Below are 26,223 nucleotides of genomic sequence, written 5' to 3' on the forward strand. Positions count from 1 at the left end.
GCCCACCTCACGCCCCAGGCGAAAATCACCCAACAGTTGCGCTTCATCTTCATTGGCCTCAAGCACTGGCAGGGCCTCGGCAGCACCGAGTAAGCCGTCAACCCGCCGTGTGGAAACGCTTGGCGCCGGTGTAGTTCTTGTTCCAGTAGTTGTTGCTCAACGAATCGATCCGCACATTCTTGCCGGCCCGCGGCGAATGAATGAATTTCCCTTCGCCGATATACAGCCCCACATGGCTGACCTGACCGCGCCCGTTGCCTTTGAAAAACACCGCGTCCCCCGGCTTGAGCTCGTTGCGCTTGACGGTCGCAGCCGTTGAACGGTGCATCGCCGCCGTCGTGCGCGGGATGTGAATGTTGGCTTCGGTCTTGAACAGGTAGACCAGGAAACTACTGCAATCAAACCCTTGCTCGGCCGAGGTGCCCCCCCATTTGTACGGGGTGCCCAGCAGGGCATGGGCGCGGTCGACCACATTCGCCACCGAAGACGTTGGGACACCAGGCAGCGAAGAGCCGAATGTCGATTGGGGTTTCAGGTTGGCCGAGGCCGATGAGATGACACAGGAAAGACTGAAAAGGATTAAAAAGAAAAGTGACTTGAACATTGATGAATCGCCGTGGTGTTAAGACGGCGCAAATCCTAAAGAAACAGCGCGTAACTTTTTGAACGCGGAATCCGGATACCGCGTAGGAGAAATCTGAAAAAACACCAGTGCGAATTAGATGAGAGAAATTTCATGCAAAACCGCACACCACATCCACACACAACGCACCCATCCAGTGCCACACCTCCAGACGCGCACCAAATTGAGGCATAAAGGCGCTGACTGACGCCCTATTCGGTGGCATCGCTGCGCTCGCCTTCAGGGAATTCCTACTCCTGCGCGGGATTGGCAAGCCCCTTGCTCTAGCTCTCTTATCGCTCATAGCTGGAAGCCTTCTGATGCTGGTGATCCACCGCCGAATCGCCCCGCAAGCCCTCTGGGTCGCCGAGTTGCTGCTGAACTTCGAAGCACGCAGCAAAAGCCGCCTGCGCTGTTTCAGTGCCGACGGCGAAGACGTCGGCCTGTTCCTGGAGCGTGGCCAGCCGCCGCTGCACGATGGCGAGTTCCTACAGGCTGAAGACGGACGTGTAGTACGCGTCTGCGCGCGCCCTGAACAACTGCTGCACGTCACCTGTCGCAATGCATTTGAACTGACCCGCGCCGCGTATCACCTGGGCAATCGCCACGTGGCCTTGCAAGTAGGCGACGGCTGGCTGCGCCTGCTGGATGATTACGTGCTCAAGGCCATGCTTGAACAGCTGGGCGCGCGGACCGAAACCCTCGAAGCGCCATTCCAGCCGGAACACGGGGCCTACGGCGGCGGCCACCACCATTCACGCCATGGCGATGAAGATTTCAACTACCCGCCGAAGCTGCATCAGTTCGGCGTGCGTTTATGAACCCAGCCTGGGCGCTGCTGCGTCTGGCCAGTCCGCAATTGCCGATTGGCGGCTACAGCTATTCCCAGGGCCTGGAAATGGCCGTGGAGAATGGCCGCGTCAAAGACGCGGCCGGCGCCCGCCGCTGGATCAGCGACCAGTTGCTGCTCAACCTCGCCCGCTTCGAAGCGCCGCTGTTGCTCGCGCATTGCCGCGCCGCCGTGGCCGGCGATTGGTCGCAGCTGGCGCAACTGTGCGAGGAACACCGCGCCAGTCGCGAGACGCGCGAGCTGTATCAGGAGAGCCGGCAGATGGGGTACTCCCTGCAGCAACTGCTCAACGGCCTGCCGGAACTGGACGACGCGGCCCGTGATTTTCTCGCACAACACACCGAGCCGCATCTGGCGCTGGGCTGGGCCCTGGCCGCACGCGCCTGGGGCATCAGCCCCGACGACGCCCTCGCCGCCTGGCTGTGGAGCTGGCTGGAAAACCAGCTGGCCGTGCTGATGAAAACCCTGCCGCTCGGCCAGCAGGCCGCCCAACGCCTGACCAGTGAACTGCTGCCCCTGCTGCAACACGCCCAGCAGGACGCCAGCCACATCGACCCCGACCATTTCGGCAGCGCCGCGTTCGGCCTGTCCCTGGCGTGCATGGCCCACGAGCGCCAGTACAGCCGCCTGTTCCGTTCCTAGGAGAAGCACATGAACACACAACCTCTGCGTGTCGGCATCGGCGGCCCGGTGGGCTCCGGCAAGACCGCCCTGACCCTGGCCCTGTGCCTGGCCTTGCGTGATCGCTACAACCTGGCGGTGGTCACCAACGACATCTATACCCGCGAAGATGCCGACTTCCTGGTGCGCAACCAGGCCCTGGCGCCCGAGCGCATCATCGGTGTGGAAACCGGCGGCTGCCCGCACACGGCGATCCGTGAAGACGCCTCGATCAACCTGGAAGCGGTGGACCAACTCAACCGGCGCTTTCCCGGCCTGGACCTGATCCTGGTGGAGTCGGGCGGCGATAACCTGTCGGCGACGTTCAGCCCGGAACTGTCGGACCTGACCATCTATGTGATCGATGTGTCCGCCGGCGATAAACTGCCGCGCAAGGGCGGTCCCGGCATCTGCAAATCCGACCTGCTGGTGATCAACAAGATCGACCTGGCGCCCTTGGTCGGTGCCTCGCTGGAACTGATGAACAGCGACACCCAACGCATGCGCAACGGTAAACCCTTTGTGTTCAGCAACCAGAAAACCGGCGTCGGCCTGGATGAGATCGTCGCCTTCATCGAACGCCAGGGCCTGCTGACTGCGGCCTGATCACCCCATAAGGAACCTGTCCATGCGCCTGAAAAAACTCTTCGCTGCCGCCGCCCTGCTGCTCGCACCCGCCTTGGCCTTCGCCCACCCGGGTCACGGCGACAACGGCCTGATGGCGGGTATCAGCCATCCATTGGGCGGTCTCGACCATTTGCTGGCCATGCTGGCGGTCGGCTTGTGGGCCGCCCAGCAAAAAGGCGCGGCGCGTTGGGCGCTGCCCTGCACCTTCGTGGCCACCCTGTTGCTCGGCGGCCTGTTGGGCTTTGAAGGCCTGGCGTTGCCGGCGCTGGAAAGCGGGATTGCCGCGTCGGTGCTGGCCCTGGGCCTGGCGGTGGCGCTGGCGGTGCGCCCGCCGTTGTTCATGGCGCTGGGGGCGACGGCCTTGTTCGCGCTGTTCCACGGCGTGGCCCATGGCTTGGAGCTGCCGGACATGTCCAGCCCTTGGGCGTATGCCGCCGGATTTGTCGGCGCCACCGCTGTGTTGCACGCTGCCGGTTATGCCGTGGTGCGCTGGCTGCCGACTGCGGCGGCGCCGTTGGTGCGGGTTGCCGGGGCGGCTTCGGCGGCAACTGGGGTTTGGTTGCTGGCTGGCTGATTTGCGGCGCGATTAAGCGCCTCATCGGGGGCAAGTCGAATCGTCGCACCGCCCCTCCCACATTCGCTTGCATTCCAAAGTTGGAACTCGGTCGAATGTGGGAGGGGCTTGCCCCCGATAGCGGTGGCGCAGACACCACCGTTCCCAAGCCTGCTACCATGCGCGCCTACACCCCTGCCGTGACGACGCCAGCCGATGCCCATCGCTCCAAGCTCCGCCCTTCAGTCTTCCTTGAATGCCGTGCTCACGCACTTCCATGACCTGATCGTGCCGCTCTGGCAGGGCCCGGGCTGGAACGCCGAGCTGGCGCTGCCCTACGAGGCGCTGGACGCCGACCACCGGCCGTTGCCGCCGCAACGCTACCGCGCCATGGCCTGTGCCCGGCAGTTGTACCTGTTCGCCAGCCTGATCGGCGAACCCGGCGCAGCCTTTGCCGAAGAACGCGCCGCCGTGTTGTTCCGCTCGTTGCAACGGCATTTCCACGACGCCGAGCACGGCGGCTGGTTCTACAGCATCGACCCCGCCGGCCAGCCGCTGGACAAGCGCAAGGATCTGTACACCCACGCGTTCATCATTTTCGCCTGCGCCCATTACTGGGCCAAGGTGCGCGAACCGCTGGTGGAGTCGGTGTTGAATGCGGCGCTGGAAGTGGTCGCCCAACGTTTCGCCAGCGGCGATGGCCTGTACGAGGCGGTGCTGGAGCGTAATTGGTCGTCCCTCAAGTCCGGCCCATTGCAAAACCCGCTGATGCACCTGGCGGAAGGCTTCCTCGCCACCCTGGCGGTGCGTGAAGACGCCGCGGTGCAAACTGCATTGCTGGCCTTGGCGACGGCCATGCAGCAGCGTTTTATCGAGCGCCAGCACGGCGTGATGATGGAAAAACCGCTGGGCGCTGTGGATAACTGGTTTGAGCCGGGGCACCAGTTCGAGTGGTTCTTCTTGCTTGAGTCTTCCGACGTGCTGCGCGGCACGCCGCTGCATGCTTCGCTGACGCGGGCCTTTGCCTATGCCGAGCAAACGGGTGTGGATAACCGGACCGGCGCGGTCAGCGGCATGCTCGCCCTGGACGGCAGCGTGCGCGACGGCACCCAACGCATCTGGGCCCAGGCGGAATACCTGCGCGCACTGACCTTGCGGCCGGGCAGCGAAGCCGTGCTGCAGCGCCAGTTGCTCGCGTTGCAGCAGCACTTCCTGCATGCCAAGGGCTGGAATGAATGCCTGGATGCCCAGGGCAGCGTGAGCCGACGGGATATGCCGTCGACCACGCCGTATCACCTGGCGACCTGTTATCAGGGGTTGGTCAAGGTTCTCGGCTGACCTTCAGGGACTCATCGGGGGCAAGCCCCCTCCCACACTGAATTGGGTTCACAGATTTTGATGTGTGAACCCATTCAAATGTGGGAGGGGGCTTGCCCCCGATGCAGGCAACTCGGTCTAACGTCTTACTTGGCCCCACGCTCAATCGCAAACCCAGCCCAGCTCTGGCTCACCGGCATCAGCTCAAGGCGGTTGATGTTGACGTGCGCCGGGGTGTTCAGCACCCAGAAGATGGTGTCGGCGATGTCCTGCGGCTGGATCGGCTCGGCGCCGGCGTAGGTGGCGTCGTAACGCGCCTGGTCGCCGCCGAAACGCACCAGGGAGAACTCGCTTTCACACAGCCCTGGCTCGATGTTGGTCACACGCACGCCGGTGCCTTGCAGGTCGCAGCGCAGGTTCAGCGAGAATTGCTTCACGAACGCTTTGGAGCCGCCATACACGTGGCTCCCCGGGTACGGGTAGCTGCCGGCGATGGAGCCCAGGTTGATGATCCCGGCACCGCGGCCATAGGCGATCAGGCGCGGCAACAGCAGGTGGGTGGTGGTCAGCAGGCCCTTGATGTTGGTGTCGACCATGGTTTCCCAGTCGTCGAGGTTGCACTTGGGCGCGGGATCGGTGCCCACGGCCAGGCCGGCGTTGTTGATCAGCCCGCGCAGCTTGGCGAACGCGGGCGGCAGGCCGGCAATCGCCGCTTCCATGCCTTGGCGGTCACGCACGTCCACCACCAGGCCGTGTACTTCGGTCTGCTTGGAAAGCTCTTCGACCAGCGCGTTCAGACGCTCGGCACGACGACCGGTGAGCACCAGTTTCCAGCCAGCTTCGGCAAACCGACGGGCGCAGGCTTCGCCAAAACCTGAAGTTGCGCCAGTAATAAACAGCGTGTTGGACATGGTGTTCTCCTTGCAGACATCGGGAAAAAATAAGCCAGCAGAATGCCCTTACGCCGTCGTCGCGGCAACCGCTACGCACATCACGCCATGCGCGCCTGATCAGTTTTCAACCAAACCACGCAAAGCCTTACACACCGTGGCCTGCAGCCATATGCGCGCAGGTTATCCACAATTGCGCCCACAGTCTTTGGGGGCAAGTGCAAAAAGCCCAGAGCCGCTGTGTACAAGGCTTTCAGGCGGTTTTGCAAAGTTTTTTGCTTGACCTGGACGAGGCGGTATGTAGGCCCATGCACGAGAGGAAAAACCGAACGATGGCTCCAGGCCAGTCATTCCGGCCTCTGCGGACGTCTTTCCAGAGTTTAACCACAGACTTATCCACAGGCTGGACAGACATAATCCGGTCATATACCTGTGTCTTTAAACAGGTTGACAAACCCCTCGGCAGGTCGCCAAAAAGCCACTGATCAAAAAACAACCATCGCGCTGCAGGCCACGGAATCAAAGGCTTTCAGCCAGCTACTCCCACGTTACCCACAGCCGGTTCCACAGCGGATGGGGACAAGTCAAAACTGTGACAAAACAGCGATTTGCGGCGGCTATATGTCGCGCTTTGGGAGGTGGCCGGATTTGTTTTCCACAATTTGGGATCGCACTTGTGAACACCACAAAAACAAATGTGGGAGGGGGCTTGCCCCCTCCCACAGGGGGACTGCGTTGTGATTTAGGTCAGTGGCCACCGAGGTAGGCGTTGCGCACTTCCTCGTTCACCAGCAGTTCCTTGCCGGTGCCTGTCAGGCGAATCTCGCCGTTGACCATCACATACGCCCGGTCTGACAGACGCAGCGCATGGTTGGCGTTCTGCTCCACCAGGAAGATGGTCATCCCGGTGGCCGCCAGTTCGCGCAGGGTGGAAAAGATCTGCTTCACCACAATCGGCGCCAGGCCCAGGCTCGGTTCGTCGAGCAGCAACAACTTGGGCCGGCTCATCAGTGCGCGAGCGATGGCGAGCATTTGCTGCTCGCCACCGGACATGGTCATCGCCCGTTGGTTACGCCGCTCTTTGAGCCGTGGAAACAGCTCGAACATGCGCTGCATATCTTCCTGGGCGAACTTGTCGCCGATGGGGATGGTGCCCATCAGCAGGTTTTCCTCGACGGTCATGTCGGGGAACACCCGCCGCCCTTCCGGCGACTGCGCAATGCCGTTGGACGCGATGTAGTGGGACGACTTGTGGGTGATGTCGACGCCGTTGTAGAGGATCTGCCCCGACTCCGCCCGTGGCTGGCCGAAGATCGACATCAGCAGCGTGGATTTACCCGCGCCGTTGGAGCCGATCAGGCTGACCGTTTCGCCTTCGTTGATGTGCAGCGAGACTTTCTTCAGCGCCTGGATCGGGCCGTAGAACACGTCCAGGTCCTTCATTTCGAGGATAGGCCCGTTCATACAAGCTCCTCTTCATCCGCGCCCAGGTAGGCCGCGATCACTTTCGGGTCGTTGCGGATCGCATCCGGCCCGCCCTCGGCAATCACGTTGCCGTGGTCCAGCACCACGATGTGGTCGGAAATACTCATCACCATGCCCATATCGTGTTCGATCAGCACCACTGTGAGGTCGTGTTCGTCGCGCAGCAGGCGAATCATCGCGCTGAGGGCTTCGGTTTCCTGGGGGTTGAGGCCCGCAGCCGGTTCGTCGAGGCAGATGATCTGCGGCCGGGTACACATGGCGCGGGCGATTTCCAGGCGGCGCTGTTGGCCGTAGGAAAGCTCGCCGGCCAGGCGGTTGGCGCAGTCCACCAGGTCGACCACTTCCAGCCAGTAGAAGGCGTGGTCGAGGGCGTCGCTTTCAGCCTTGCGGTAGCCCTTGGTGTTGAGGATGCCCGCGAGCAGGTTGCGGTTGACCCACATGTGCTGGGCGACCAGCAGGTTTTCCAGCACCGACATTTCCTTGAACAGGCGAATGTTCTGGAAGGTCCGCGCCAGGCCGGCGCGGTTCACCAGGTGGGTGCCGCCGAACATCTTGTAGTACACGCGGCTGAAGAAGCTTTTCGGCGACACGAAGTCGATGGCCTCGAAGCGCTCGCCGAGCAGTTGGATCACGTTGGTCTGCTTGCCGCGCACGTTGAGTTCGATCTTGCCGCCACTGGCTTTGTAGAAGCCGGTGAGGCAGTTGAACACCGTGGTCTTGCCGGCGCCGTTGGGGCCGATCAGGGCGAAGATCGAGTTGCGTTCGACCTTGAGGCTCACGTCGCTCAAGGCCTTGATGCCACCGAAGTGCATCATCAGATGTTCCACGGACAGGATGACTTCCTTGCTCATGGCGCCACTCCTTTACGTGGGGTCACACCGGTACGGCTGATCCGGATCAGGCCGCGTGGCCGCCAGATCATCATCACCACCATCAACACGCCAAACAGCAGCACGCGGTACTCGGAGAAGCTGCGCAGCAGTTCCGGCGCGACGGTCAACACGAACGCCGCGATCACCACGCCCACCGTCGAGCCCATGCCGCCCAACACCACGATGGCCAGGATCAGCGCCGACTCGAAGAAGGTGAACGACGACGGGTTGACGAAGCCCTGGTAACTGGCGAAGAACACCCCGGCCAGACCGGCCGTGGAGGCGCCGATGGTGAACGCCGAGAGCTTGACCAGCACGTGGTTCAGGCCCATGGAGCGACAGGCGATTTCATCTTCGCGCAAGGCTTCCCAGGCGCGGCCGACCGGCATGCGGGTCAGGCGATGCTTGATGTACAGCACGGCCAGCACCACCAGGAACAGCACGATGTAGATGAACATGAACTTGATGTTGGGGTTGTAATCGAGGCCGAAGAACTCATGGAACGGAATCCCGCCGTCCTTCGCTTTGCGCCCGAATTCCAGACCGAGGAAGGTCGGCGAAGGCACCGGCATGCCGTTTGGCCCGCCGGTGAACGACAGCCAGTTGTTCAGCACCAGGCGGATGATTTCACCAAACCCCAGGGTCACGATCGCCAGGTAGTCGCCGTGCATGCGCAACACCGGGAAGCCGAGTATGCACCCCGCCAGCGCCGCCGCGATGGCCGCCAGCGGCAGCACCGTCCAGAAACCCAGGCCGAGGTATTGATACCCCAGCGCGAGGCCGTAGGCGCCGATGGCGTAGAACGCCACGTAACCCAGGTCGAGCAAGCCGGCCAGGCCGACCACGATGTTCAGGCCCAGGCCGAGCAGTACGTAGATCAGCCCGAGGATCACCACGGTGAGCAAGTACTTGTTGGCGAAGATCGGGAATACGATGGCGATCACGATCAGCGCCGGGATGATCCAGCGCAGCCGCGACTTGTAGTCCGGCGCCAGCACGTGGACGCCCGAACCGCTGTTCTCGAAGCCCTGCAGAATCTTCACGCCCTTGGGCGTTTGCAGGAACAGACTGAGGGCAAAGCGGCCGGCCATCACGATGGCGACCAGGATCGCCACGCGCGCAGGTTGCAGGTTGAAGCTGTAGCCGTCGAGCACCACGCCGACGATCGGACCGAACACGATCAACGCAATCAGCCCGGCGAGGATCGTATCGACCACACTTTTTTTGATATCAATCGATTTGGCAGCAGACATGTTTATACCTTAGCCACGAGTGGGCGACCAAGCAGGCCCTGGGGACGGAAAATCAGAATCACCACCAGCAGGGAGAAACTGAACACGTCTTTGTAGTCAGAGTTGATCAACCCCGAGAACAGCGACTCCGAAATACCGAGGATGATCCCGCCCAGCATCGCCCCAGGCAGGGAACCGATGCCGCCGAGTACCGCCGCGGTGAAGGCCTTGATGCCGATGATGAAGCCGGCGTAGAAGTCGAACGTGCCGTAGTTGAGGGTGATCAACACGCCGGCCAGGGCCGCCATGGCGGCACCGATGACAAACACGTAGGAAATCACGCGGTCGGTGTTGATGCCGAGGATCGAGGCCATCTTGCGGTCTTGCTGGGTAGCGCGGCACATGCGGCCGAGCTTGGTGTACTTGATGATGTAGGTCAGCAAGGCCATGCCGGCGAAGGCAGCGACCAGGATGAAGACCTTGGTGTACGTCAACTGGACGAAACCGCTGCCGATATCGACGCGCCAGGCGCCGGCCAGCAGGGTCGGAATGCCTTGTTGCTTGGCGCCCTGGGCGATCTGTGCGTAGTTCTGCAGGATCAGGGAGATACCGATGGCGCTGATCAGCGGTGCCAGTCGGGTGGAGTTGCGCAGCGGTTTGTAGGCGACCCGTTCGATGACCCAACCGTAAACGCCGGTGACCACCACGGTGAAGATCAGGGTGCCGAGAATGAGCAGCGGGAAGGATTCGATGCCGAAATAAGCCAGCAGTGCCAGACTGATCGCCGCGAGGTAAGCGGAAATCATATAAACCTCGCCATGGGCGAAGTTGATCATGCCAATGATGCCATAGACCATTGTGTAGCCGATGGCGATCAGGCCATAGACCGACCCGAGGGTCAGACCGTTGACCAGTTGCTGCAGGAAAATACCATCCATAACGCAATCTCACGCGGTGAGCACCTGCACACCGGTAGGTGTGCGGCGCTTCTGGAGGAAAAAACAGATCTCAATAACAACCCAGTCCCCCTGTGGGAGGGGGCTTGCCCCCGATTGCGGAGGGTCAGCTATACATCGGGTGGCTGATACACCGTCATCGGGGGCAAGCCCCCTCCCACATTAGGTCTGTGGTACTCAGCCTTACTTCTGCTTTTCCAGCTGGTGGTATTTGCCGTCTTTGTCCCACTGGTAAACCACGTAGTCGGAGACTTTCAGGTCGCCCTTGGCATCCCAGGCTTTTTCACCCATCACGGTTTTTACCGGGTGAGCCTTGAGCCACTTGGCGGCGTCTTCACCCTTGTTGGACTTGGCACCGTTGAAGCCAGCAGCCAGGGCCTGGACCGACGCGTAGGCATACAGGGTGTAGCCTTCTGGCTCGGTGCCGTTTTTACGGAACTCTTCAACCACTGCCTTGCTGTCCGGCAGCAGGCGCGGGTCAGCGCCGAAGGTCATGTACACGCCGTCCACGTACTGCGCACCGCCAGCGGTCGCGACCAGTTCGTCGGTCACGATGCCGTCGTCGGACATGAATTTCACGTCCTTGAGGCCTGCTTCACGAATCTGGCGAACCAGCGGACCGGCTTCCGGGTGCAGGCCGCCGAAGTACACGACGTCGGCGCCCAGGGAGCGGATTTTGGTGACCAGGGCGCTGAAATCTTTCTCGCCACGGGTCAGGCCTTCTTCCAGCACCGGTTTCACGCCGCGCTTGGTCAACTGGGCAGCGGTGGCGTCGGCCAGGCCCTTGCCGTAGGTGTCCTTGTCGTTGATGACCGCGACTTTCTTGCCCTTGAGCACGTCGACGATGTAGTCGCCGGCCACGATGCCTTGCTGGTCGTCACGCCCGCACATACGGAACATGGCGCCCAGGCCGCGTTCGGTGACCTGCGGGTTGGTCGAGCCTGGGGTGATGGCGATGATGCCGGCTTCGTCGTAGACCTCGGACGCCGGGATGGTGTTGGACGAGCAGAAGTGCCCGACCACGCCGATCACTTTGTCCTGGTCGGCCAGGCGGTTGGCCACGGCCACGGCCTGCTTGGGTTCACAGGCATCGTCGCCGGCGACCAGCTTGATCTGCTCACCGTTGATGCCGCCAGCCTTGTTGATGACATCGGCTGCCGCCTGGGCGCCCTTCATGTACTGCTCACCGAAAGCGGCGTTGGCGCCCGTCATCGGCCCCGCTACGCCAATCTTCACATCAGCTTGAACAAACGTAGAAACACCCAGCGCCGCTGCAACGGCGAGGGCCAGAAAACCTTTCTTGTAAAACGTCTGGGACATGAGTGGTGCTCCGAGGTTTTTGTTTATTGGCACTAAGTATTCACTGCAAACCTTCAACTAAAACTTTCACTGAAAGCCCAGAGCAAGCCGCGTGCCATTACGTTTTTATTCTTCAAAAAGACACGGTGTCATTGTTATTGCAGGTGTTTCGGCTCCGCTCGTCGGGACGTGCAACCCTCTAACTTCAATAGGTGCAACCCATGGATCAAAAAAGTACAACCTTCATGGGTCGCACCTGCAACCAGACCGCCAAACGACACTTCCTACAGCTGTAACAATGCACGTAACGGAACTGCACATTTACAGTGCGTGATTGCTACAACTTGCACCAATACAGATTAGTCGTCGGCGAAGAACGTGCCGGCTTCTGAAGGCTATTTCGCTGATCAGATCACGATCCGCAAGCATTGGCCGGCGTGATACAGCGAGAATCCGGCTTCATACAGGCAACTGCGCAGGCCCACCCCGGCCAGCGGTTGCATCGGCGCGAACGGAATCGGCAGGGCCTGGGGATTCTGGTGACACAAGTAGTCGGCAAAGGCCTTGCCGACCACGCTGCCGGTGGTCACGCCGCGGCCGTTGTAGCCGGTCACGGCCACCAGACCGGGCGCGGGTTCGAACAAGCGCATCAAGTGGTCCGGGGTGAACGCGATGCAGCCGGTCCAGGTGCATTCCCACTGCACCGATTTGAGGTACGGGAAGTAGTGCTGCTGCACTCGATCGGCCCACGCCTTGAGAAACCACGCCGGTTTCTGGTTGCCGTTGCCCAGGCTGCCGAGCAACAGGCGGCCATCGGCGTCGCGGCGGATGCTGCTGAGCACCTGGCGCGTGTCCCACGAACCCTGGCCACCGGGAAGAATTCGCTGGGCCGCGTCGTCGGTCAGCGGTGCGGAGGCGACCTGGTAGTAATAGCCAGGGAAGAAATTGCGCCGCAGTTCGGTCCATTCGCCTTCGGTGTAGGCATTCGAGGCGATCACCACTTGTGCAGCCTGCACCGCACCGTTCGCGGTCTGCACCGACCACTCCGCACCTTGGCGTTCCAGGCGCGCAACCGGGGAATGGTCGAAAAGCTGCCCGCCCAACCCCACGGCCGCATTGGCCAGGCCGCTGGTGTAGGCCATCGGGTTCAAGGTGCCGGCACGTCTATCCAGCAGTGCGGCGGAGATCTTTTGAGTGCCGGTGGCTTGTTCGCAGGCCGAACCGGTGAGCAGTTCGACCGGCGCGCCGCGGCGCTTCCATTGTTCTTCACGACTGCGCAAATCCGCCTCGCCCCGGGCGTTGTGCGCCATGTGCAAAGTGCCCTCGCGGCGCAATTGGCAATCGATGTTGTATTTGTCGACCAGGCTGAACACCAGCGACGGCGCCGCGCCCAGCATGCGATTGAGCTGGCTGCCCACCGCCTCGCCGAAACCGGCTTCGATCTCGTCCGGCGGAATCCACAAGCCGGCGTTGACCAGCCCGACATTGCGCCCCGACCCGCCATGGCCGGTGCGATGGGCTTCCAGCACGGCGACAGTCTTGCCTTGTTCCAGCAAGTGAATGGCCGCCGACAAACCGGTAATCCCGGCGCCGATCACGCACACATCCACCTTCACTTCGCCCTTGAGCGCAGCGCGATCCGGCCGGCCAGGGGTGAGTTGTTCCCACAAACATGTTTCGCGTAGTGCCATTGCCAGACTCCGATGAGACCTAACAAACATCTATTCCGAACTGCATATAGCTCAACTGTGGGAGGGGGCTTGCTCCCGATGGCAGTGGATCAGCTGGACATCTGTTGACTGACACACCGCCATCGGGGGCAAACTCCCTCCCACATTTTGACCGCACTTCGACTTAAGGTAATCAGTCGAAGGTAATGCCCTGGGCCAGCGGCAGTTCCAGCGAGTAGTTCACGGTATTGGTCTGGCGACGCATGTACCCGCGCCACGCATCCGAGCCCGACTCACGCCCGCCGCCCGTCTCTTTCTCACCGCCAAACGCGCCGCCGATTTCCGCGCCGCTCGGGCCGATGTTGACGTTGGCAATGCCGCAGTCGCTGCCCACCGCCGACATGAACTGCTCGGCTTCGCGCACATCGGTGGTGAAGATGCATGACGACAGGCCTTGCGGCACGGCGTTGTTCAGGCGCAGGGCTTCGGCGAAGTCGCTGTAGCCGACCACGTACAGGATCGGTGCAAAGGTCTCAGTGCAGACCACGTCGCTTTGCTCCGGCATTTCCACAATCGCCGGCGACACGTAGTAGGCATTCGGGAATCTGTCTTCCAGTTGGCGCTTGCCGCCGAACACCTTGCCGCCTTCGCTCAGGGCCTGCTCCAGCGCATCCTGCATCGCGTCGAAGCCGTGCTTGTCGATCAGCGGGCCGATCAGGTTGCCTTCCAGCGGGTGGCCGATGCGTACCTTGGAATAGGCGGCCTTGAGGCGCGTGACGATTTCTTCCTTGACCGACTCATGGGCGATCAGCCGGCGCAGCGTGGTGCAACGCTGCCCGGCGGTGCCGACGGCGCTGAACAGGATGGCGCGCACCGCCATGTCCAGGTCGGCGCTTGGGCCGAGGATCATCGCGTTGTTGCCGCCCAGCTCGAGGATGCTGCGGGCAAAGCGCGCGGCGACTTTCGGCGCCACTTCACGGCCCATGCGCGTACTGCCGGTGGCGCTGATCAGTGCGACACGCGGGTCATCCACCAACGCGGCACCGGCATCGCGGCCACCGATGATCACCTGGCTCAGGTATTGCGGCGCATCGTTGAATTTTTTCAGCACGCGCTCGAACAGCGCCTGGCAGGCCAGGGCGGTGAGCGGGGTCTTTTCCGACGGCTTCCAGATCACGGCGTTGCCGCACACCAGGGCCAGGGTGGTGTTCCACGCCCACACGGCCACCGGGAAGTTGAACGCGCTGATCACACCGACCACGCCCAGCGGGTGCCAGGTTTCACGCATGTGGTGGCCGGGGCGCTCGGAGGCGATGGTCAAGCCATACAGTTGGCGCGACAGGCCGACAGCGAAGTCGCAGATGTCGATCATTTCCTGCACTTCGCCCAGGCCTTCCTGAGTGATCTTGCCGGCTTCCCAGGAGACCAGCTCGCCCAGGTCGGCCTTGTATTCGCGCAACACGTCGCCGAACTGGCGCACCAACTCGCCGCGACGCGGTGCCGGCACCTTGCGCCAGGCCTCGAATGCATGCTCGGCGCGACTGACCTGTTGCTCCACCTCGGCGGCGCCTTCCCAGTTCACACTGCCGATACGGCTGCCATCGATCGGCGAATGCAGGGGTTGTTTCCCCGCTTGGTACAGCGCCGGGTTTACCCCGAGACGATCAAGCAATGCGGCAACCATGGGTGACTCCTTCAATCTATACAGAAAAAATTGCGCCGCGGCCCGCACGGCAATCCAGGGCTTATTTGTAGCTGGCCCAAGACTTGCCAACAAACGACGATTAGGCGAGATATCATTCCGTTTATTCATGCAAAGCATAAAAAGAGGCATGCCGTGCTGAACAAAAGACATTTGCCCTCGATCACTGCCCTGCAGTGTTTCGAAGCCGCCACCCGCCACCTGAGCTTCACCCGCGCCGCCGAGGAGCTGAACCTCACGCAAAGCGCGGTGAGCAAACAGGTCGCGCAACTGGAAGAACTGCTGCAGCACCTGCTGTTCCGCCGGGTACGCCGACGCTTGCAGATGACCCCGGCGGGCGATTTGTATTTGGTGGAAGTGCGCAAAATCCTCACCCAGGTGGAGATGTCCACCCATTACCTGCGCTCCTACGGTGGCGAGACCGAAGTATTACGCGTGTCTACGCCCTACACCTTCGGCGCACGCTGGCTGGTGCCGCGCCTCAAGGGCTGGCGCTTGCGTCATCCGCAAATCCATCTGGACCTGTGCAACGAACAGGAACCGGACGAACTGCTGCAAGGCAAGGCCGACATGGCGTTCTACTTCGGCCAAGGCTCACGCCCCGGCACCGAGAGCCTGAAACTGTTCAGTGAAGAACTGATCCCGGTGTGCGCCCCGGAAAGCCTGCCCGCACAACCCTTCACCGACCCCACGCAACTGAGCAACCTGGTGCTGCTGCAAAACGCCTCGCGCCCCCAGGGCTGGCATGACTGGTTCGCCGACCAGGGGTTTCACACCGAGCACAGCTATCACGGGCCGCGTTTCGACACGTTCTATATGTGCATTCGGGCGGCGCAGGTGGGCTGCGGCGTGGCGTTGCTACCGCGCTTCCTGGTGGAGGAGGAACTGGCCGATGGCAAGCTGGTGATCCCTTGGCAGCATGCAATGCCGAGCCAGGATGCGTATTACCTGGCGTACCCCGAACATTCGGCGGAGGTGCCCAAGGTGCGGGAGTTTGTGAAGTGGATGATGGAGCAAGTGTGAACCTGTGTTGTCTGCACAACCGCTATCGGGAGCAAGCTCCCTCCCACATTTGAAACGCATTCCAAGTGTGGGAGGGGGCTTGCCCCCAATAGGGCCAGTGGCCTCACTGAAAAAATCACTGGCAAAACCCCACAGGTCTATGCGCCACTAGCCCCCGTCCTTTCTTGTGCGTAAAGGCCGGCGCCCATCGCCGTCCTGTCTGGAGATTCCCGTTATGAGCGAGAGTGTGTTTGCCGATCGCATCGTGCAGAACCTGCTCGACACCGACTTCTACAAGCTGACCATGATGCAGGCGGTGCTGCACAACTACCCCAATGTGGAAGTTGAATGGGAGTTTCGTTGCCGCAACAGTGAAGACCTGCGCCCATACCTGGCGGAGATCCGTTACCAGTTCGAGCGCCTCGCCGAGTTGAGCCTGAGCGCGGACCAACTGAGCTTTCTGGAGCGCATCAGCTTCATGAAGCCGGATTTTTTGCGCTTTCTCGGCTTGTTCCGCTTCAACCTGCGCTATGTCCACACCGGCATCGAAAACGGCGAGCTGTTTATCCGCCTGCGTGGGCCGTGGCTGCATGTGATCCTGTTTGAAGTGCCGATGCTCGCCATCATCAGCGAAGTGCGCAACCGCTACCGCTACCAGACCGTGGTCCTCGAACAGGCCCGCGAGCAGTTGTACCGCAAGTTCGACTGGCTGATCGCAAACGCCAGCAGCGACGAGCTCGCCGAGCTGCAGGTGGCGGACTTCGGCACTCGCCGACGCTTCTCCTACCGCGTGCAGGAAGAAGTGGTGAGCGTGCTCAAGCACGACTTCCCCGGCCGGTTTGTCGGCACCAGCAACGTCCACCTGGCTCGCGAGTTCGATATGAAACCGCTGGGCACCATGGCCCATGAATGGATCATGGCCCACCAGCAACTCGGCCCGCGCCTGATCGACAGCCAGATCGCCGCCCTCGACTGCTGGGTCCGCGAATACCGCGGCCTGCTGGGTATCGCCCTGACCGATTGCATCACCACCGACGCCTTCCTCAGCGACTTCGACTTGTACTTCGCCAAGCTGTTCGACGGCCTGCGCCACGATTCCGGTGACCCGGTGCTGTGGGCGGAAAAAGCCATCGCCCACTATCACAAGCTGGGCATCGAGCCGATGAGCAAGACCCTGGTGTTCTCCGACAGCCTGTCGCTGCCCAAGGCCCTGGAGATATTCCGGGCGCTGCGCGGTCGGATCAATGTGAGCTTTGGCATCGGCACCAACCTGACCTGCGATATTCCAGGTGTGGAACCGATGAGCATTGTGCTTAAAATGACGGCCTGCAATGGCCAGCCCGTCGCGAAGATCTCCGATGAAGCGGGCAAGACCCACTGCACGGACCCGAATTTCGTCGCCTATTTGCGACACGTTTTCAAAGTACCTGCCCTTTCCAGCAAGGAGTGAATCATGCAAGCCGTACAGCGTGAGATTGCGCAGCAGCTCAAGGTTCAAGCGCCGTTCAAAGACCAGGCCGCCCTTGAGGCCGAAATCGCCCGGCGCGTGACCTTTATCCAGGACTGCCTGCGCAATTCAGGGCTCAAGACATTGGTGTTGGGCATCAGCGGTGGCGTCGACTCCCTGACCGCAGGCCTGCTCGCCCAACGCGCCATGCAGGAGCTGCGCTCCAGCACCGGCGACGAGGCCTATCGTTTTATCGCGGTGCGCCTGCCCTACGAAACCCAGTTCGATGAAATCGACGCCCAGGCCGCGGTGGACTTTATCGAGCCGGATGAGCGCCACACCGTGAACATCGGCCCAGCGGTGAAATCCCTGGCCAATGAAGTGGCGGCATTTGAAGGCAAGGCGGCGGTGTCCCGCGATTTCGTGCTGGGCAACACCAAGGCGCGCATGCGGATGGTCGCGCAGTACACCATCGCCGGCGCGGCCAGCGGCCTGGTGATCGGCACCGACCATGCGGCGGAAGCGGTGATGGGCTTTTTCACCAAATTCGGTGATGGCGCCTGCGATCTGGCACCGTTGAGCGGGCTGGTGAAGAACCAGGTGCGATCGATTGCGCGGCACTTCGGTGCGCCGGAGTCGCTGGTGGAGAAAATCCCGACCGCCGACCTGGAAGACCTCTCGCCGGGCAAGCCGGACGAGGCGTCACATGGCGTGACCTATGCCGAGATCGATGCGTTCCTGCACGGCGAGCCGGTGCGGGAAGAAGCGTTCAGGATCATTTGCGAGACGTATCGCAAGACCGAGCACAAGCGGGTGATGCCGTTTGCGCCGTGAGGTGAACCAGATAGTTTTGTATTGATTGTGAGGTAGCCATCGGGGGCAAGCCCCCTCCCACAGTTGACCGAGTTCCCATATGAGAATGCGGTCGAATGTGGGAGGGGGCTTGCCCCCGATGAACGATAATGCGGTCTTACTTGACGACCACAGTGCCTTTCATCATCGAGATGTGGCCTGGGAACGAGCAGAAGAACGCATAGTCAGTGCCCGCTTTCAGCTTGGACACATCGAAGGTCACCGCGTCTTTCTCGCCAGCGCCAATGACTTTGGTGTGGGCGATGATGCGCTCGTCGCCGTCTTTCAGGTAGTTCTTGTCGAGGCCGGCAGCCATGCCATCGGTCGCGACCGGTTGCATGTCGGCGGCGCTGGTCAGCACCCAGTTATGGCCCATGACGTTTTTCGGCAAGCTGCCGGAGTGAGTCAACTCGACGGTGAACGTCTTGCAGCTCTTGTCGATCACGATTTCCTTGGTGTTGTAGGACATCTGGTCGGTAGAGTCGACGGTGACCTTGCACTCTGCAGCAAGCAACTGGCCACTTGCCAGAGTCAGCAGGGAAACAGCAACGAGTTTGGCAAACATGTGATTCTCCAAGGCAGGGTTTAAACAACGCATAGTGCGACAAGGGTGCCCGAGACAGGCAGAAAGTCTTATGACCTGAATCAACAAATTGTATACAACTTTAGGCTATCAGACTTATCGATACAATCAACCAGCCAAAGTGTCACGCCCCGCCTATGATCGGTCCATCACCCACTGGAGTCCGGACCATGCACCTCAATCATCTGTTCAGCGGTCTGTTGGCCGCATACGCCTGCGGTAAGTGAAGGCCAAGCGCGCCGCTAAGCTGCTACCATAGCGACCCAAGGCAGCTGCGCGCCGCCCACCCTCACCTTCGACCCTAGAGGATCGCCCATGGCCAAACCTAATTACTCCTTCGCCAAACGTCAAAGAGACTTGGCCAAGGAACAGAAGAAAGAGGAAAAGCTGCAACGCAAGAAAGCCGCTGCAGACGAAGAGACCGGCGCACTGAACCCGGATGCGGAAGGCGAAGTGGCAACCGATGACACCGAGACACCGAAAGACCCGGCCGAGTAAGCATCACTGTAGGAGCGAGCGTGCTTGCGAAGTGCGTTAACGATAACGCGGGGTGCCTGGTTCAACGCGGCGCCCTCGGTTTTTTCGCGAGCAAGCTCGCTCCTACAAGAGCGGCATCACCGTCACCCGCACTTCCGGGTCATGGCTGCCTCCCCCCAGAATCACCCCACGCAACGGCGAAACATCGGAGAAATCCCGGCCCCAGGCCAGGGTGATGTGTTCCAGTGCCGGCTGCACATTGTTGGTCGGATCAAAATCCACCCAGCCCGACATCGGGCAGTACACCGAAATCCACGCATGGGACGCATCGGCGCCGATCAGCCGTGGCTGGCCGGGCGGCGGCTGGGTCAGCAGGTAGCCGCTGATATAGCGCGCCGCCAGGCCCCGTGAGCGCAGGCAGGCGAGCATCAGGTGAGCGAAGTCCTGGCACACGCCGCGACGGCGTTCCAGCACCTCCACCAGCGGCGTGGCGACCTGGGTGGCTTCGGCATCGAAGGTGAATTCGCCGAAGATTTTTTCCATCAGGGCCTGAGCGCCCAGCAACAGCGGACGCCCGGGCGGGAAACAGCTTTCGGAGAACTCGACGAAGGTTTTCTTCAGATGCACGTAGGGCGATTCGAAGCGAAAGCGACAGGCTTCGATCAACGCCGATGACAGCGGCTGGCTGCTGTAGGTCAGGCTGTCGCGAGTCTGGTCCCAGGCCGGCGACTGTTGGAAATCCAGCAGCGGCCGCGCCAGCACTTCCACAGTCAGCGCGGCATTCACCAACAACTCATCATGGGGCCGCTCGAACGCCAGGCGGGTGATCGGGTTGCCGAACACGTCCAGCTCATCGCGGCGCGAGGACGGCAACGGGCTGATATCCAGTTGCTGCGAGGTACAGCGCTGCCAGGCACATGGCCGTGGCCACAGATGCGCCAACTGCTGGGCCAGGGACACCGGGCTGTCGTAGTGGTAATGGGTATCGTGAAAAATCTGATAGCGCGCACTCATCACACCGACACCGTTTGTTGGCTGACATCATCCACATGGGCAAAATGGCGCAAGGCCAGGCGATCCGACACTTGCCCACTCTCATCGGCGACCGCTTGCAGCAGGTCGGCCAGGCCGTCCAGCGCGGCACGCACGCTGGCCTCGCCAAACAGCGGGTTCTCCAGGCAACCCAGGTCGAACCGCGCGAGGCGCTCGACCAACGGCGCCAGGCCGGTTTCCCGGGGCACCGCGAAATCATCGTTGAGACGACGCAAGGTGCGGCTCACCAGCTTCAACTGAAACAACACGGCGTGGGGGTTCTGCTCATCCAGCAGCAACAGGTCGAGCACCGGAATCAGTTGCGGCACCGCCAGGTAGCGCGAACGGTAGGTGATGCTGCTGTTGCCCAGTTCCAGCAACCATTCCAGCCCGGCCTGATCGAACACCGCCACGCCGCGCAGGAACGCCGCGAGGCTGCTGCTGAGAAACTGCAGGCGCTCGATGCGCCGGCCCATCATCAGAAAGCGCCAGCCTTCGTCGCGGGTCATGTCGTCCAGGGCAAACCCGGACAACGCCGCCAGGGACATCACCAGGCGATTGAGGAAGTCCAGCAACTCGCCAAAGTCGGGGCTTTCGCTTTCCAGCTCCAGGGCTTCGCGTTGCAGCTCCACCAGGGCCTGCCAGTTCTCTCGGGACAACTTGCCGCGCACCTGGGACGCCGCCCACTGCAAGCGCTGCAGGTTGGCGCGCAGGCTCGACGGCCAGTCGTCGCCAAGCAAGGCGGCGAGCAGGCGTTCGGGCAACTCACCCTCCTCCGGCAACAGGCGCAGGTTTTCGCCCAGTTCGACCGCCGCTTGCAACGCCAGCGGATCGTCGCCGTCGACATAGCGCGCCAACACGATGCGCAGCCAGCGCGCGCTGTTATCGCAGCGTTCACAATAACGGCCAAACCAAAACAGGTTTTCCACCACCCGCGACGGCAGATAAGGGTCGCGGCGCACCAGGTCATGGGCGCCTATCGGCCGCTGCGCGCGCCACTGCTCGCCGCCGGCGGCGCGTTCGCCGAGCACCCAGGTGTCCTTGCTCGCGCCGCCGCGTTGCATCGACACCACCTCGGCATCGGCCTCGGCAGCCACGCGGGTCAGGCCGCCGGGCAATACCCGGTAACCGTCGGCGCTGGCCACGGCGTAGACGCGCATGCCGATGGCGCGGTGTTGCAGGTGGTCTTCGACGGTGTGCCACACCGGCGCCTGGGACAGCTGCGCCAGCTCCTGGGCGACATACGCGTAAGGCCGCGCGCGCATGCGCTCGGCCAGGGCCTCGCGTTGTGCGTCGTTCAAGTCACGGCCGAAGACCGGGTTGAAGCTCTGTGACGGAAATGCCGGCTTGATCAGCAGCTCGGGCAGTTTCTCCAGGGCTTCGGCAAGCACCGGCGCTTCGCCGCACCACCACGTCGCAATGGACGGCAGGAGCAGTTCTTCGCCAAACAAAAATTCGTTGATCTTCGGCAGAAAGCCCAGCAGGCCGGGGGATTCCAGTACACCGCTGCCCAGGGCATTGGCCACCAGCACGTTGCCTTGGCGCGCGGCGTCGAGCAGGCCGGGCACGCCGAGGGCCGAGTCGGTGCGCAGTTCGAGGGGGTCGCAGAAGTCGTCGTCGAGGCGGCGCATGATCGCGTGTACCCGACGCAGGCCACTGAGGGTTTTCAGGAACACCGTGCTGTCGCGCACCGTGAGGTCGCCGCCTTCCACCAGCGGGTAGCCGAGCTGACGGGCGAGGTACAGGTGTTCGAAATAGCTTTCATTGAAACGCCCAGGCGTGAGCAGCACGATCAACGGCGGCTGACTATCGCTGGGCGCCTGGCGCGCCAGGGTTTCCTGCAGGGTGCGAAAGAAACCGGTGAGGTGCTGCACCTGCAGGTCGCGGTACAGATCCGGAAAGGCGCGGGACACGATGGTGCGGTTTTCCAGCGCATAACCGGCGCCCGAAGGGGCCTGGGTGCGGTCGGCAGTGACCCACCAGCGGCCATCCGGGGTGCGCGCCAGATCGACGGCGTACAGGTGCAGGAACGTACCGTCGGGCGGCTGGATGCCCTGGCACGGCCACAGAAAATTGTTATGCCCGAACACCAGTTCGGCCGGCAGCAGGCCTTCCTTGATCAAGCGTTGCGGGCCGTAGAGGTCCGCCAGTACCGCGTTGAGCAGCCGCGCACGCTGGGCGATGCCGGCCGACAGGTGCTGCCATTCATCGGCCGCCAGCACATGGGGCAGCAGGTCCAGTTCCCACGGGCGATCAGCGCCCTTGGGGTCGGCGTAGACGTTGTAGGTCACGCCGTTTTCCTGGATCTGCCGGGTCAGCAACGCCTGGCGCTGGGCCAGTTGCGCGGGGGTGCTGCGTTGCAGATGGTCGAGCAGGCGCCGCCAATGGGCACGTACCGCGCCACTGTCGTCCAGCAGTTCGTGATAAGTGCCCGCGGTCAGCGGGTAACGGTCGAGCAAGTCGGACATGGAACGCTCGGCAGGGGCAAGGGGGCTCAGATTAACCTAACAAACACTGCAAATCCTTTGTGGGAGGGGGATTGCTCCCGATTGCGGTGGGTCAGTCAACTCATGTATCGGCTGATTTACCGCAATCGGGAGCAAGCTCCCTCCCACATTTTGGCTTGCATTCAGTCATTTTTATTGGGGAAACGTCGCAAATCCAAAGTCATCGGCAATTCGTCATTGATCACAACGGTCGGCACAGGGAGCTTGCCCGGGGTATGCCCCAGGCGGAAAAATCGCGCCATGCGCCGGCTCTCGGCTTCATTGGCATTCACCGGCAGGCTGTCGTAGTTACGCCCGCCTGGATGCGCCACATGATACTGGCAACCGCCCAGGGAGCGCTGCATCCAGGTGTCCAGCAGGTCGAACACCAACGGCGCGTGGACCGCGATGGTCGGCTGCAGGCAGTTGGCCGGTTGCCAGGCGCGATACCGCACGCCGGCGACGAACTCGCCGATGCGCCCGGTCGCTTGCAGCGGCACCGGGATGCCATTGCAGGTGAGCAAATAGCGTTGCGGTGGCAGCCCGCTCAATTTCACCTGCAGGCGCTCCAGGGACGAATCCACATAACGCACCGTGCCGCCCACCGCGCCCTCCTCGCCCAGCACATGCCAGGGTTCCAGGGCCTGGCGCAGTTCGAGCTCGATACCGCTGACGGCGTAGTCGCCGACTTTGGGAAAGCGGAATTCCAAGTGCGCGGCAAACCATTCGGCGCGCAGCGGGTAGCCGGCGGCGTTGAGTTCGACGATCACGTCGGCAAAATCCTGCTCGATAAAGTGCGGCAACAGAAAACGGTCATGCAGCTCAGTGCCCCAGCGCGCCAGCTTTGGTGGCGCATAGGGTTCGCGCCAGAAGCGCGCCACCAGCGCGCGCAGCAGCAGTTGCTGGGTCAGGCTCATGCGCGCATGGGGCGGCATTTCAAAGGCGCGCAACTCCAGCAGGCCCAGGCGCCCGGTGGCGCCATCGGGCGAGTAGAGCTTATCGATACAGAATTCGGCGCGGTGGGTGTTGCCCGTCACGTCGATCAGCAGATTGCGCAGCAGGCGGTCGACCAACCACGGCGGGCACTCTTCGCCTGGTGCGGGCATTTGCGCGAAGGCGATTTCCAGCTCATACAGCGCATCGTTACGCGCTTCATCGACCCGGGGCGCCTGGGACGTCGGGCCGATGAACAAGCCGGAAAACAGGTAGGACAACGACGGATGGTTGTGCCAGTAGCTGATCAAACTGCGCAGCAGATCGGGACGCCGCAGGAACGGTGAGTCCTTGGGTGTCGCGCCGCCCAGCACGAAGTGGTTACCGCCGCCGGTACCGGTGTGGCGCCCGTCGATCATGAACTTCTCGGTGGTCAGGCGGGTTTGTCGCGCCTCTTCGTAGAGAAATTCGGTGCGTTCTACCAGCTCGTCCCAGGTGGCGGACGGCTGCACATTGACCTCGATCACACCCGGGTCGGGCGTGACCCGGAAGTTGCTCAGACGGTAATCCGCCGGCGGCTCGTAGCCCTCCAGCAGCACCGGGCAGTGCAGTTCTTCGGCGGTGGCTTCGATGGCGGCCACCAGCTCCAGGTAGTCCTCAACGCGCTCCAGCGGCGGCATGAACAGATACAGGCGGCCTTCGCGCGCTTCGGCGCACAGTGCGGTGCGGGTCAGCCAGTCGGCGGACTCGTCGATCTTCGGCAGGCGCTCGGCGCTCGGCGCCGCTTCGCCATGGTGTTGCAATTGCGCCGTGCTCGGCAGCTCGGGCAAGTCCTGGTTGGGGTCGGTCGGGTGGACAAACGGGTACTCTGCCGCCGTCACCCAGGGCTGCGAGGCCAGCGGCAGGCGATAACCCAGCGGCGAATCCCCCGGCACCAGTCGGCAGTGGTTGTCGCGCAGGTACCAGCGCCCACTCTGCCAGCGGTCATTGGCAGCGGTGCGCGCCAGCGGCAGCACTTGGCCGATGACCTTGTCCAGGCCCTGGCTGAACACTTTGCGCAGACGCTCGCGCTCCAGCTCATCGCTCAGGCGCGGGTCGAGGGCGGTGACGTTTTGCGGCAGCGCGCCTTCGCGCCACAGGTAATAGAAGTTGTCTTCAAAGGCCGGAAACACAAAGCGCGCCGGCAACTTCAGGCGCTCGGCAACACTGCCCAGGAAACGCCCGGCCAGCACGCCGTCGGCGCCGTAGTCCTGTTGCTCATCGGCGATCAGCGCGCTGTTGTGCCAAATCGGCTCGCCATCGCGGCGCCAGTAACAGTTGAGCGACCAGCGCGGCAGTTGCTCGCCGGGGTACCACTTGCCCTGGCCGAAATGCACCAGGCCCTTGGGCGCGTAGTGCTTGCGCATGCGCTGGAACAGTTCGGCGGACAGGCGACGCTTGTCCGGCCCCAGGGCAGCGGTGTTCCACTCGGCGCCGTCGGGGTCGTCGATGGAGACGAAGGTCGGTTCGCCGCCCATGGTCAGGCGCACGTCGTCCGCCAGCAGGTCGCCATCGATCTGCCGCCCCAGGGCCTGGATCGCCAACCACTGTTCTTCGGTGTAGGGCTTGGTTACCCGTGGCGCTTCCCAGATGCGCTCTACCGACATCTCGTGGGTGAATTCGCACTCGCACGGCTCCACCAGGCCACTGATCGGCGCGGCAGACGATGGATCGGGACTACAGGCCAACGGAATATGGCCTTCACCAGCGAACAACCCGGAGGTGGCATCCAGGCCGATCCAGCCGGCGCCGGGCAAATACACTTCGCACCAGGCGTGCAGGTCGGTGAAGTCCACCTCGGTACCGGACGGGCCATCGAGGGCTTTGACGTCGGCGGTGAGCTGGATCAGATAGCCGGACACAAACCGCGCCGCCAGCCCCAGGTTGCGCAGCAATTGCACCAGCAGCCAAGCCGAATCGCGGCACGAGCCGGAGGCATTTTCCAGGGTGAACTCCGGGGTCTGCACGCCGGGTTCCATGCGGATCAGGTAACCGATATCGGCGGCCAGGCGTTGGTTGAGACCTACCAGGAAATCCACGGCCGGCAGCGGCGTGCGGTCGATACCCGCCAGGTAAGCGGCGAACCTCGGCGTCAGCGGCAAGGTTTCCAGGTACGGCGCCAGCTCGCGCTGCTCGTCGGCGGCGTAGCGAAACGGGATTTTTTCCGCGTAGGGTTCAAGGAAAAAATCGAACGGGTTGAACACCGCCATCTCGGCGACCAGGTCGACTTCGATACGCAGTTCGTCAGTCTTTTCCGGGAACACCAGGCGCGCCAGGTAATTACCCTGAGGGTCCTGCTGCCAATTGATGAAATGCTGCTCGGGCAGCACTTTCAGTGCGTAGGACAAAATCCGCGTGCGGCTATGGGCCGCCGGGCGCAAACGCACGATCTGTGGGCCGAGTTCGACAGCGCGGTCGTAGCGGTAATGCGTAACGTGGTGCAACGCGACATGAATCGACACGGCGGCCTCCTGCAAGCCAGGGCATGGACACAACGCGCGCAAGACTTATGCCAGAGCGGCAGTCATTGCGCTTTATCGTAAGACCCGGTGCAGTACAGCACCAAAACGGCGCCAACGTTGGTGCAATGGTGCAAGAGCTGCACATATATGTGGCGGGGAGTGGGTGGGGCGGTAT

The 26,223-nt window shown here is 62.3% G+C and carries 22 protein-coding genes and 1 pseudogene; 10 read left to right on the forward strand and 13 right to left on the reverse strand.

Going from position 1 to position 26,223, the window contains the following annotated elements; genetic code table 11:
• A pseudogene (locus AC07W0_RS28645) lies at nucleotides 1–93 on the forward strand (TetR family transcriptional regulator); the annotation flags it as partial.
• 4 nt (nucleotides 94–97) lie between these two features.
• Here AC07W0_RS28645 and AC07W0_RS28650 read toward each other — a convergent pair.
• Nucleotides 98–604: a C40 family peptidase gene (locus AC07W0_RS28650; protein WP_026140377.1), complete on the reverse strand. Its 507-nt coding sequence runs from the start codon at nucleotides 602–604 to the stop codon at nucleotides 98–100.
• Between the two features lie 338 nt (nucleotides 605–942).
• Here AC07W0_RS28650 and ureE point away from each other — a divergent pair, with 338 nt between their 5' ends.
• The 5 genes from ureE to AC07W0_RS28675 all read left to right on the forward strand — a co-directional run bounded on the left by ureE (nucleotide 943) and on the right by AC07W0_RS28675 (nucleotide 4,650).
• Nucleotides 943–1,443, forward strand: a complete 501-nt coding sequence (gene ureE, locus AC07W0_RS28655) for an urease accessory protein UreE (protein ID WP_046384879.1) — start codon at nucleotides 943–945, stop codon at nucleotides 1,441–1,443.
• Nucleotides 1,440–2,114, forward strand: a complete 675-nt coding sequence (locus tag AC07W0_RS28660; protein WP_102618785.1) for an urease accessory protein UreF — start codon at nucleotides 1,440–1,442, stop codon at nucleotides 2,112–2,114. The genes ureE and AC07W0_RS28660 overlap by 4 nt, the downstream gene beginning before the upstream one ends.
• Nucleotides 2,115–2,123: 9 nt before the next feature.
• A complete protein-coding gene (ureG, locus tag AC07W0_RS28665; RefSeq protein WP_017849719.1) occupies nucleotides 2,124–2,738 on the forward strand; it encodes an urease accessory protein UreG in 615 nt (204 codons plus the stop codon).
• 22 nt (nucleotides 2,739–2,760) lie between these two features.
• Complete coding sequence (locus AC07W0_RS28670) at nucleotides 2,761–3,333, forward strand: HupE/UreJ family protein (protein WP_017849720.1); 573 nt, start codon at nucleotides 2,761–2,763, stop codon at nucleotides 3,331–3,333.
• 195 nt (nucleotides 3,334–3,528) lie between these two features.
• Entirely contained in the window at nucleotides 3,529–4,650 is a 1,122-nt protein-coding gene (locus tag AC07W0_RS28675) for an AGE family epimerase/isomerase (RefSeq protein WP_046490647.1), read from the forward strand.
• A 125-nt stretch (nucleotides 4,651–4,775) separates the two neighbouring features.
• Here the strand turns inward: AC07W0_RS28675 and AC07W0_RS28680 are convergent, their stop codons facing one another.
• The 8 genes from AC07W0_RS28680 to amaB all read right to left on the reverse strand — a co-directional run bounded on the left by AC07W0_RS28680 (nucleotide 4,776) and on the right by amaB (nucleotide 14,717).
• Nucleotides 4,776–5,540: an SDR family oxidoreductase gene (locus AC07W0_RS28680; RefSeq protein ID WP_017849722.1), complete on the reverse strand. Its 765-nt coding sequence runs from the start codon at nucleotides 5,538–5,540 to the stop codon at nucleotides 4,776–4,778.
• 726 nt (nucleotides 5,541–6,266) lie between these two features.
• Nucleotides 6,267–6,983 carry an ABC transporter ATP-binding protein gene (locus AC07W0_RS28685; RefSeq protein WP_017849723.1) on the reverse strand — a complete coding sequence of 239 codons (717 nt, stop codon included), beginning with the start codon at nucleotides 6,981–6,983 and terminating at the stop codon, nucleotides 6,267–6,269.
• Nucleotides 6,980–7,855, reverse strand: coding sequence for an ABC transporter ATP-binding protein (locus AC07W0_RS28690; RefSeq protein WP_102618784.1), 876 nt, complete (start codon nucleotides 7,853–7,855; stop codon nucleotides 6,980–6,982). Before AC07W0_RS28690 ends, AC07W0_RS28685 begins: the two co-directional genes overlap by 4 nt.
• On the reverse strand, nucleotides 7,852–9,129 hold the full coding sequence (livM, locus tag AC07W0_RS28695; RefSeq protein WP_046490653.1) for a high-affinity branched-chain amino acid ABC transporter permease LivM: 1,278 nt from the start codon (nucleotides 9,127–9,129) through the stop codon (nucleotides 7,852–7,854). The genes AC07W0_RS28690 and livM overlap by 4 nt, the downstream gene beginning before the upstream one ends.
• Before the next feature lie 2 nt (nucleotides 9,130–9,131).
• Complete coding sequence (locus tag AC07W0_RS28700) at nucleotides 9,132–10,046, reverse strand: ABC transporter permease subunit (protein WP_003236186.1); 915 nt, start codon at nucleotides 10,044–10,046, stop codon at nucleotides 9,132–9,134.
• A 201-nt stretch (nucleotides 10,047–10,247) separates the two neighbouring features.
• Entirely contained in the window at nucleotides 10,248–11,384 is a 1,137-nt protein-coding gene (locus tag AC07W0_RS28705) for a branched-chain amino acid ABC transporter substrate-binding protein (protein ID WP_046490657.1), read from the reverse strand.
• 386 nt (nucleotides 11,385–11,770) lie between these two features.
• Nucleotides 11,771–13,054 carry an L-pipecolate oxidase gene (amaA, locus tag AC07W0_RS28710; RefSeq protein WP_102618783.1) on the reverse strand — a complete coding sequence of 428 codons (1,284 nt, stop codon included), beginning with the start codon at nucleotides 13,052–13,054 and terminating at the stop codon, nucleotides 11,771–11,773.
• A 172-nt stretch (nucleotides 13,055–13,226) separates the two neighbouring features.
• Complete coding sequence (gene amaB, locus AC07W0_RS28715; protein WP_102618782.1) at nucleotides 13,227–14,717, reverse strand: L-piperidine-6-carboxylate dehydrogenase; 1,491 nt, start codon at nucleotides 14,715–14,717, stop codon at nucleotides 13,227–13,229.
• A 153-nt stretch (nucleotides 14,718–14,870) separates the two neighbouring features.
• On the opposite strand from amaB, the gene AC07W0_RS28720 reads away from it, so the two are divergent.
• The 3 genes from AC07W0_RS28720 to nadE all read left to right on the forward strand — a co-directional run bounded on the left by AC07W0_RS28720 (nucleotide 14,871) and on the right by nadE (nucleotide 18,018).
• The gene (locus tag AC07W0_RS28720; protein WP_017849729.1) at nucleotides 14,871–15,758 is read left to right on the forward strand and encodes a LysR family transcriptional regulator; all 888 of its coding nucleotides are present in this window, start codon (nucleotides 14,871–14,873) and stop codon (nucleotides 15,756–15,758) included.
• Nucleotides 15,759–15,972: 214 nt separating this feature from the next.
• Nucleotides 15,973–17,187, forward strand: a complete 1,215-nt coding sequence (gene pncB, locus AC07W0_RS28725; protein WP_017849730.1) for a nicotinate phosphoribosyltransferase — start codon at nucleotides 15,973–15,975, stop codon at nucleotides 17,185–17,187.
• A 3-nt stretch (nucleotides 17,188–17,190) separates the two neighbouring features.
• The gene (gene nadE, locus AC07W0_RS28730) at nucleotides 17,191–18,018 is read left to right on the forward strand and encodes an NAD(+) synthase (protein WP_017849731.1); all 828 of its coding nucleotides are present in this window, start codon (nucleotides 17,191–17,193) and stop codon (nucleotides 18,016–18,018) included.
• Between the two features lie 136 nt (nucleotides 18,019–18,154).
• On the opposite strand, the gene azu is transcribed toward nadE, so the two are convergent.
• The gene (gene azu / locus AC07W0_RS28735; protein WP_046384887.1) at nucleotides 18,155–18,601 is read right to left on the reverse strand and encodes an azurin; all 447 of its coding nucleotides are present in this window, start codon (nucleotides 18,599–18,601) and stop codon (nucleotides 18,155–18,157) included.
• 333 nt (nucleotides 18,602–18,934) lie between these two features.
• Between azu and AC07W0_RS28740 the strand changes: the two genes are divergently transcribed.
• Nucleotides 18,935–19,117 carry a hypothetical protein gene (locus tag AC07W0_RS28740; protein WP_017849733.1) on the forward strand — a complete coding sequence of 61 codons (183 nt, stop codon included), beginning with the start codon at nucleotides 18,935–18,937 and terminating at the stop codon, nucleotides 19,115–19,117.
• 102 nt (nucleotides 19,118–19,219) lie between these two features.
• On the opposite strand, the gene AC07W0_RS28745 is transcribed toward AC07W0_RS28740, so the two are convergent.
• From AC07W0_RS28745 to AC07W0_RS28755, 3 genes are all read right to left on the reverse strand, one after another.
• Complete coding sequence (locus AC07W0_RS28745) at nucleotides 19,220–20,110, reverse strand: transglutaminase family protein (protein ID WP_017849734.1); 891 nt, start codon at nucleotides 20,108–20,110, stop codon at nucleotides 19,220–19,222.
• Nucleotides 20,110–22,596 (reverse strand): circularly permuted type 2 ATP-grasp protein, encoded by a 2,487-nt coding sequence (locus AC07W0_RS28750; protein ID WP_046384889.1) that lies wholly within the window; start codon nucleotides 22,594–22,596, stop codon nucleotides 20,110–20,112. Before AC07W0_RS28750 ends, AC07W0_RS28745 begins: the two co-directional genes overlap by 1 nt.
• 161 nt (nucleotides 22,597–22,757) lie before the next feature.
• Entirely contained in the window at nucleotides 22,758–26,048 is a 3,291-nt protein-coding gene (locus tag AC07W0_RS28755; RefSeq protein WP_102618781.1) for a transglutaminase family protein, read from the reverse strand.
• Nucleotides 26,049–26,223 lie beyond the last annotated feature (175 nt).

The organism is Pseudomonas sp. GW704-F2, assembly GCF_059423025.1.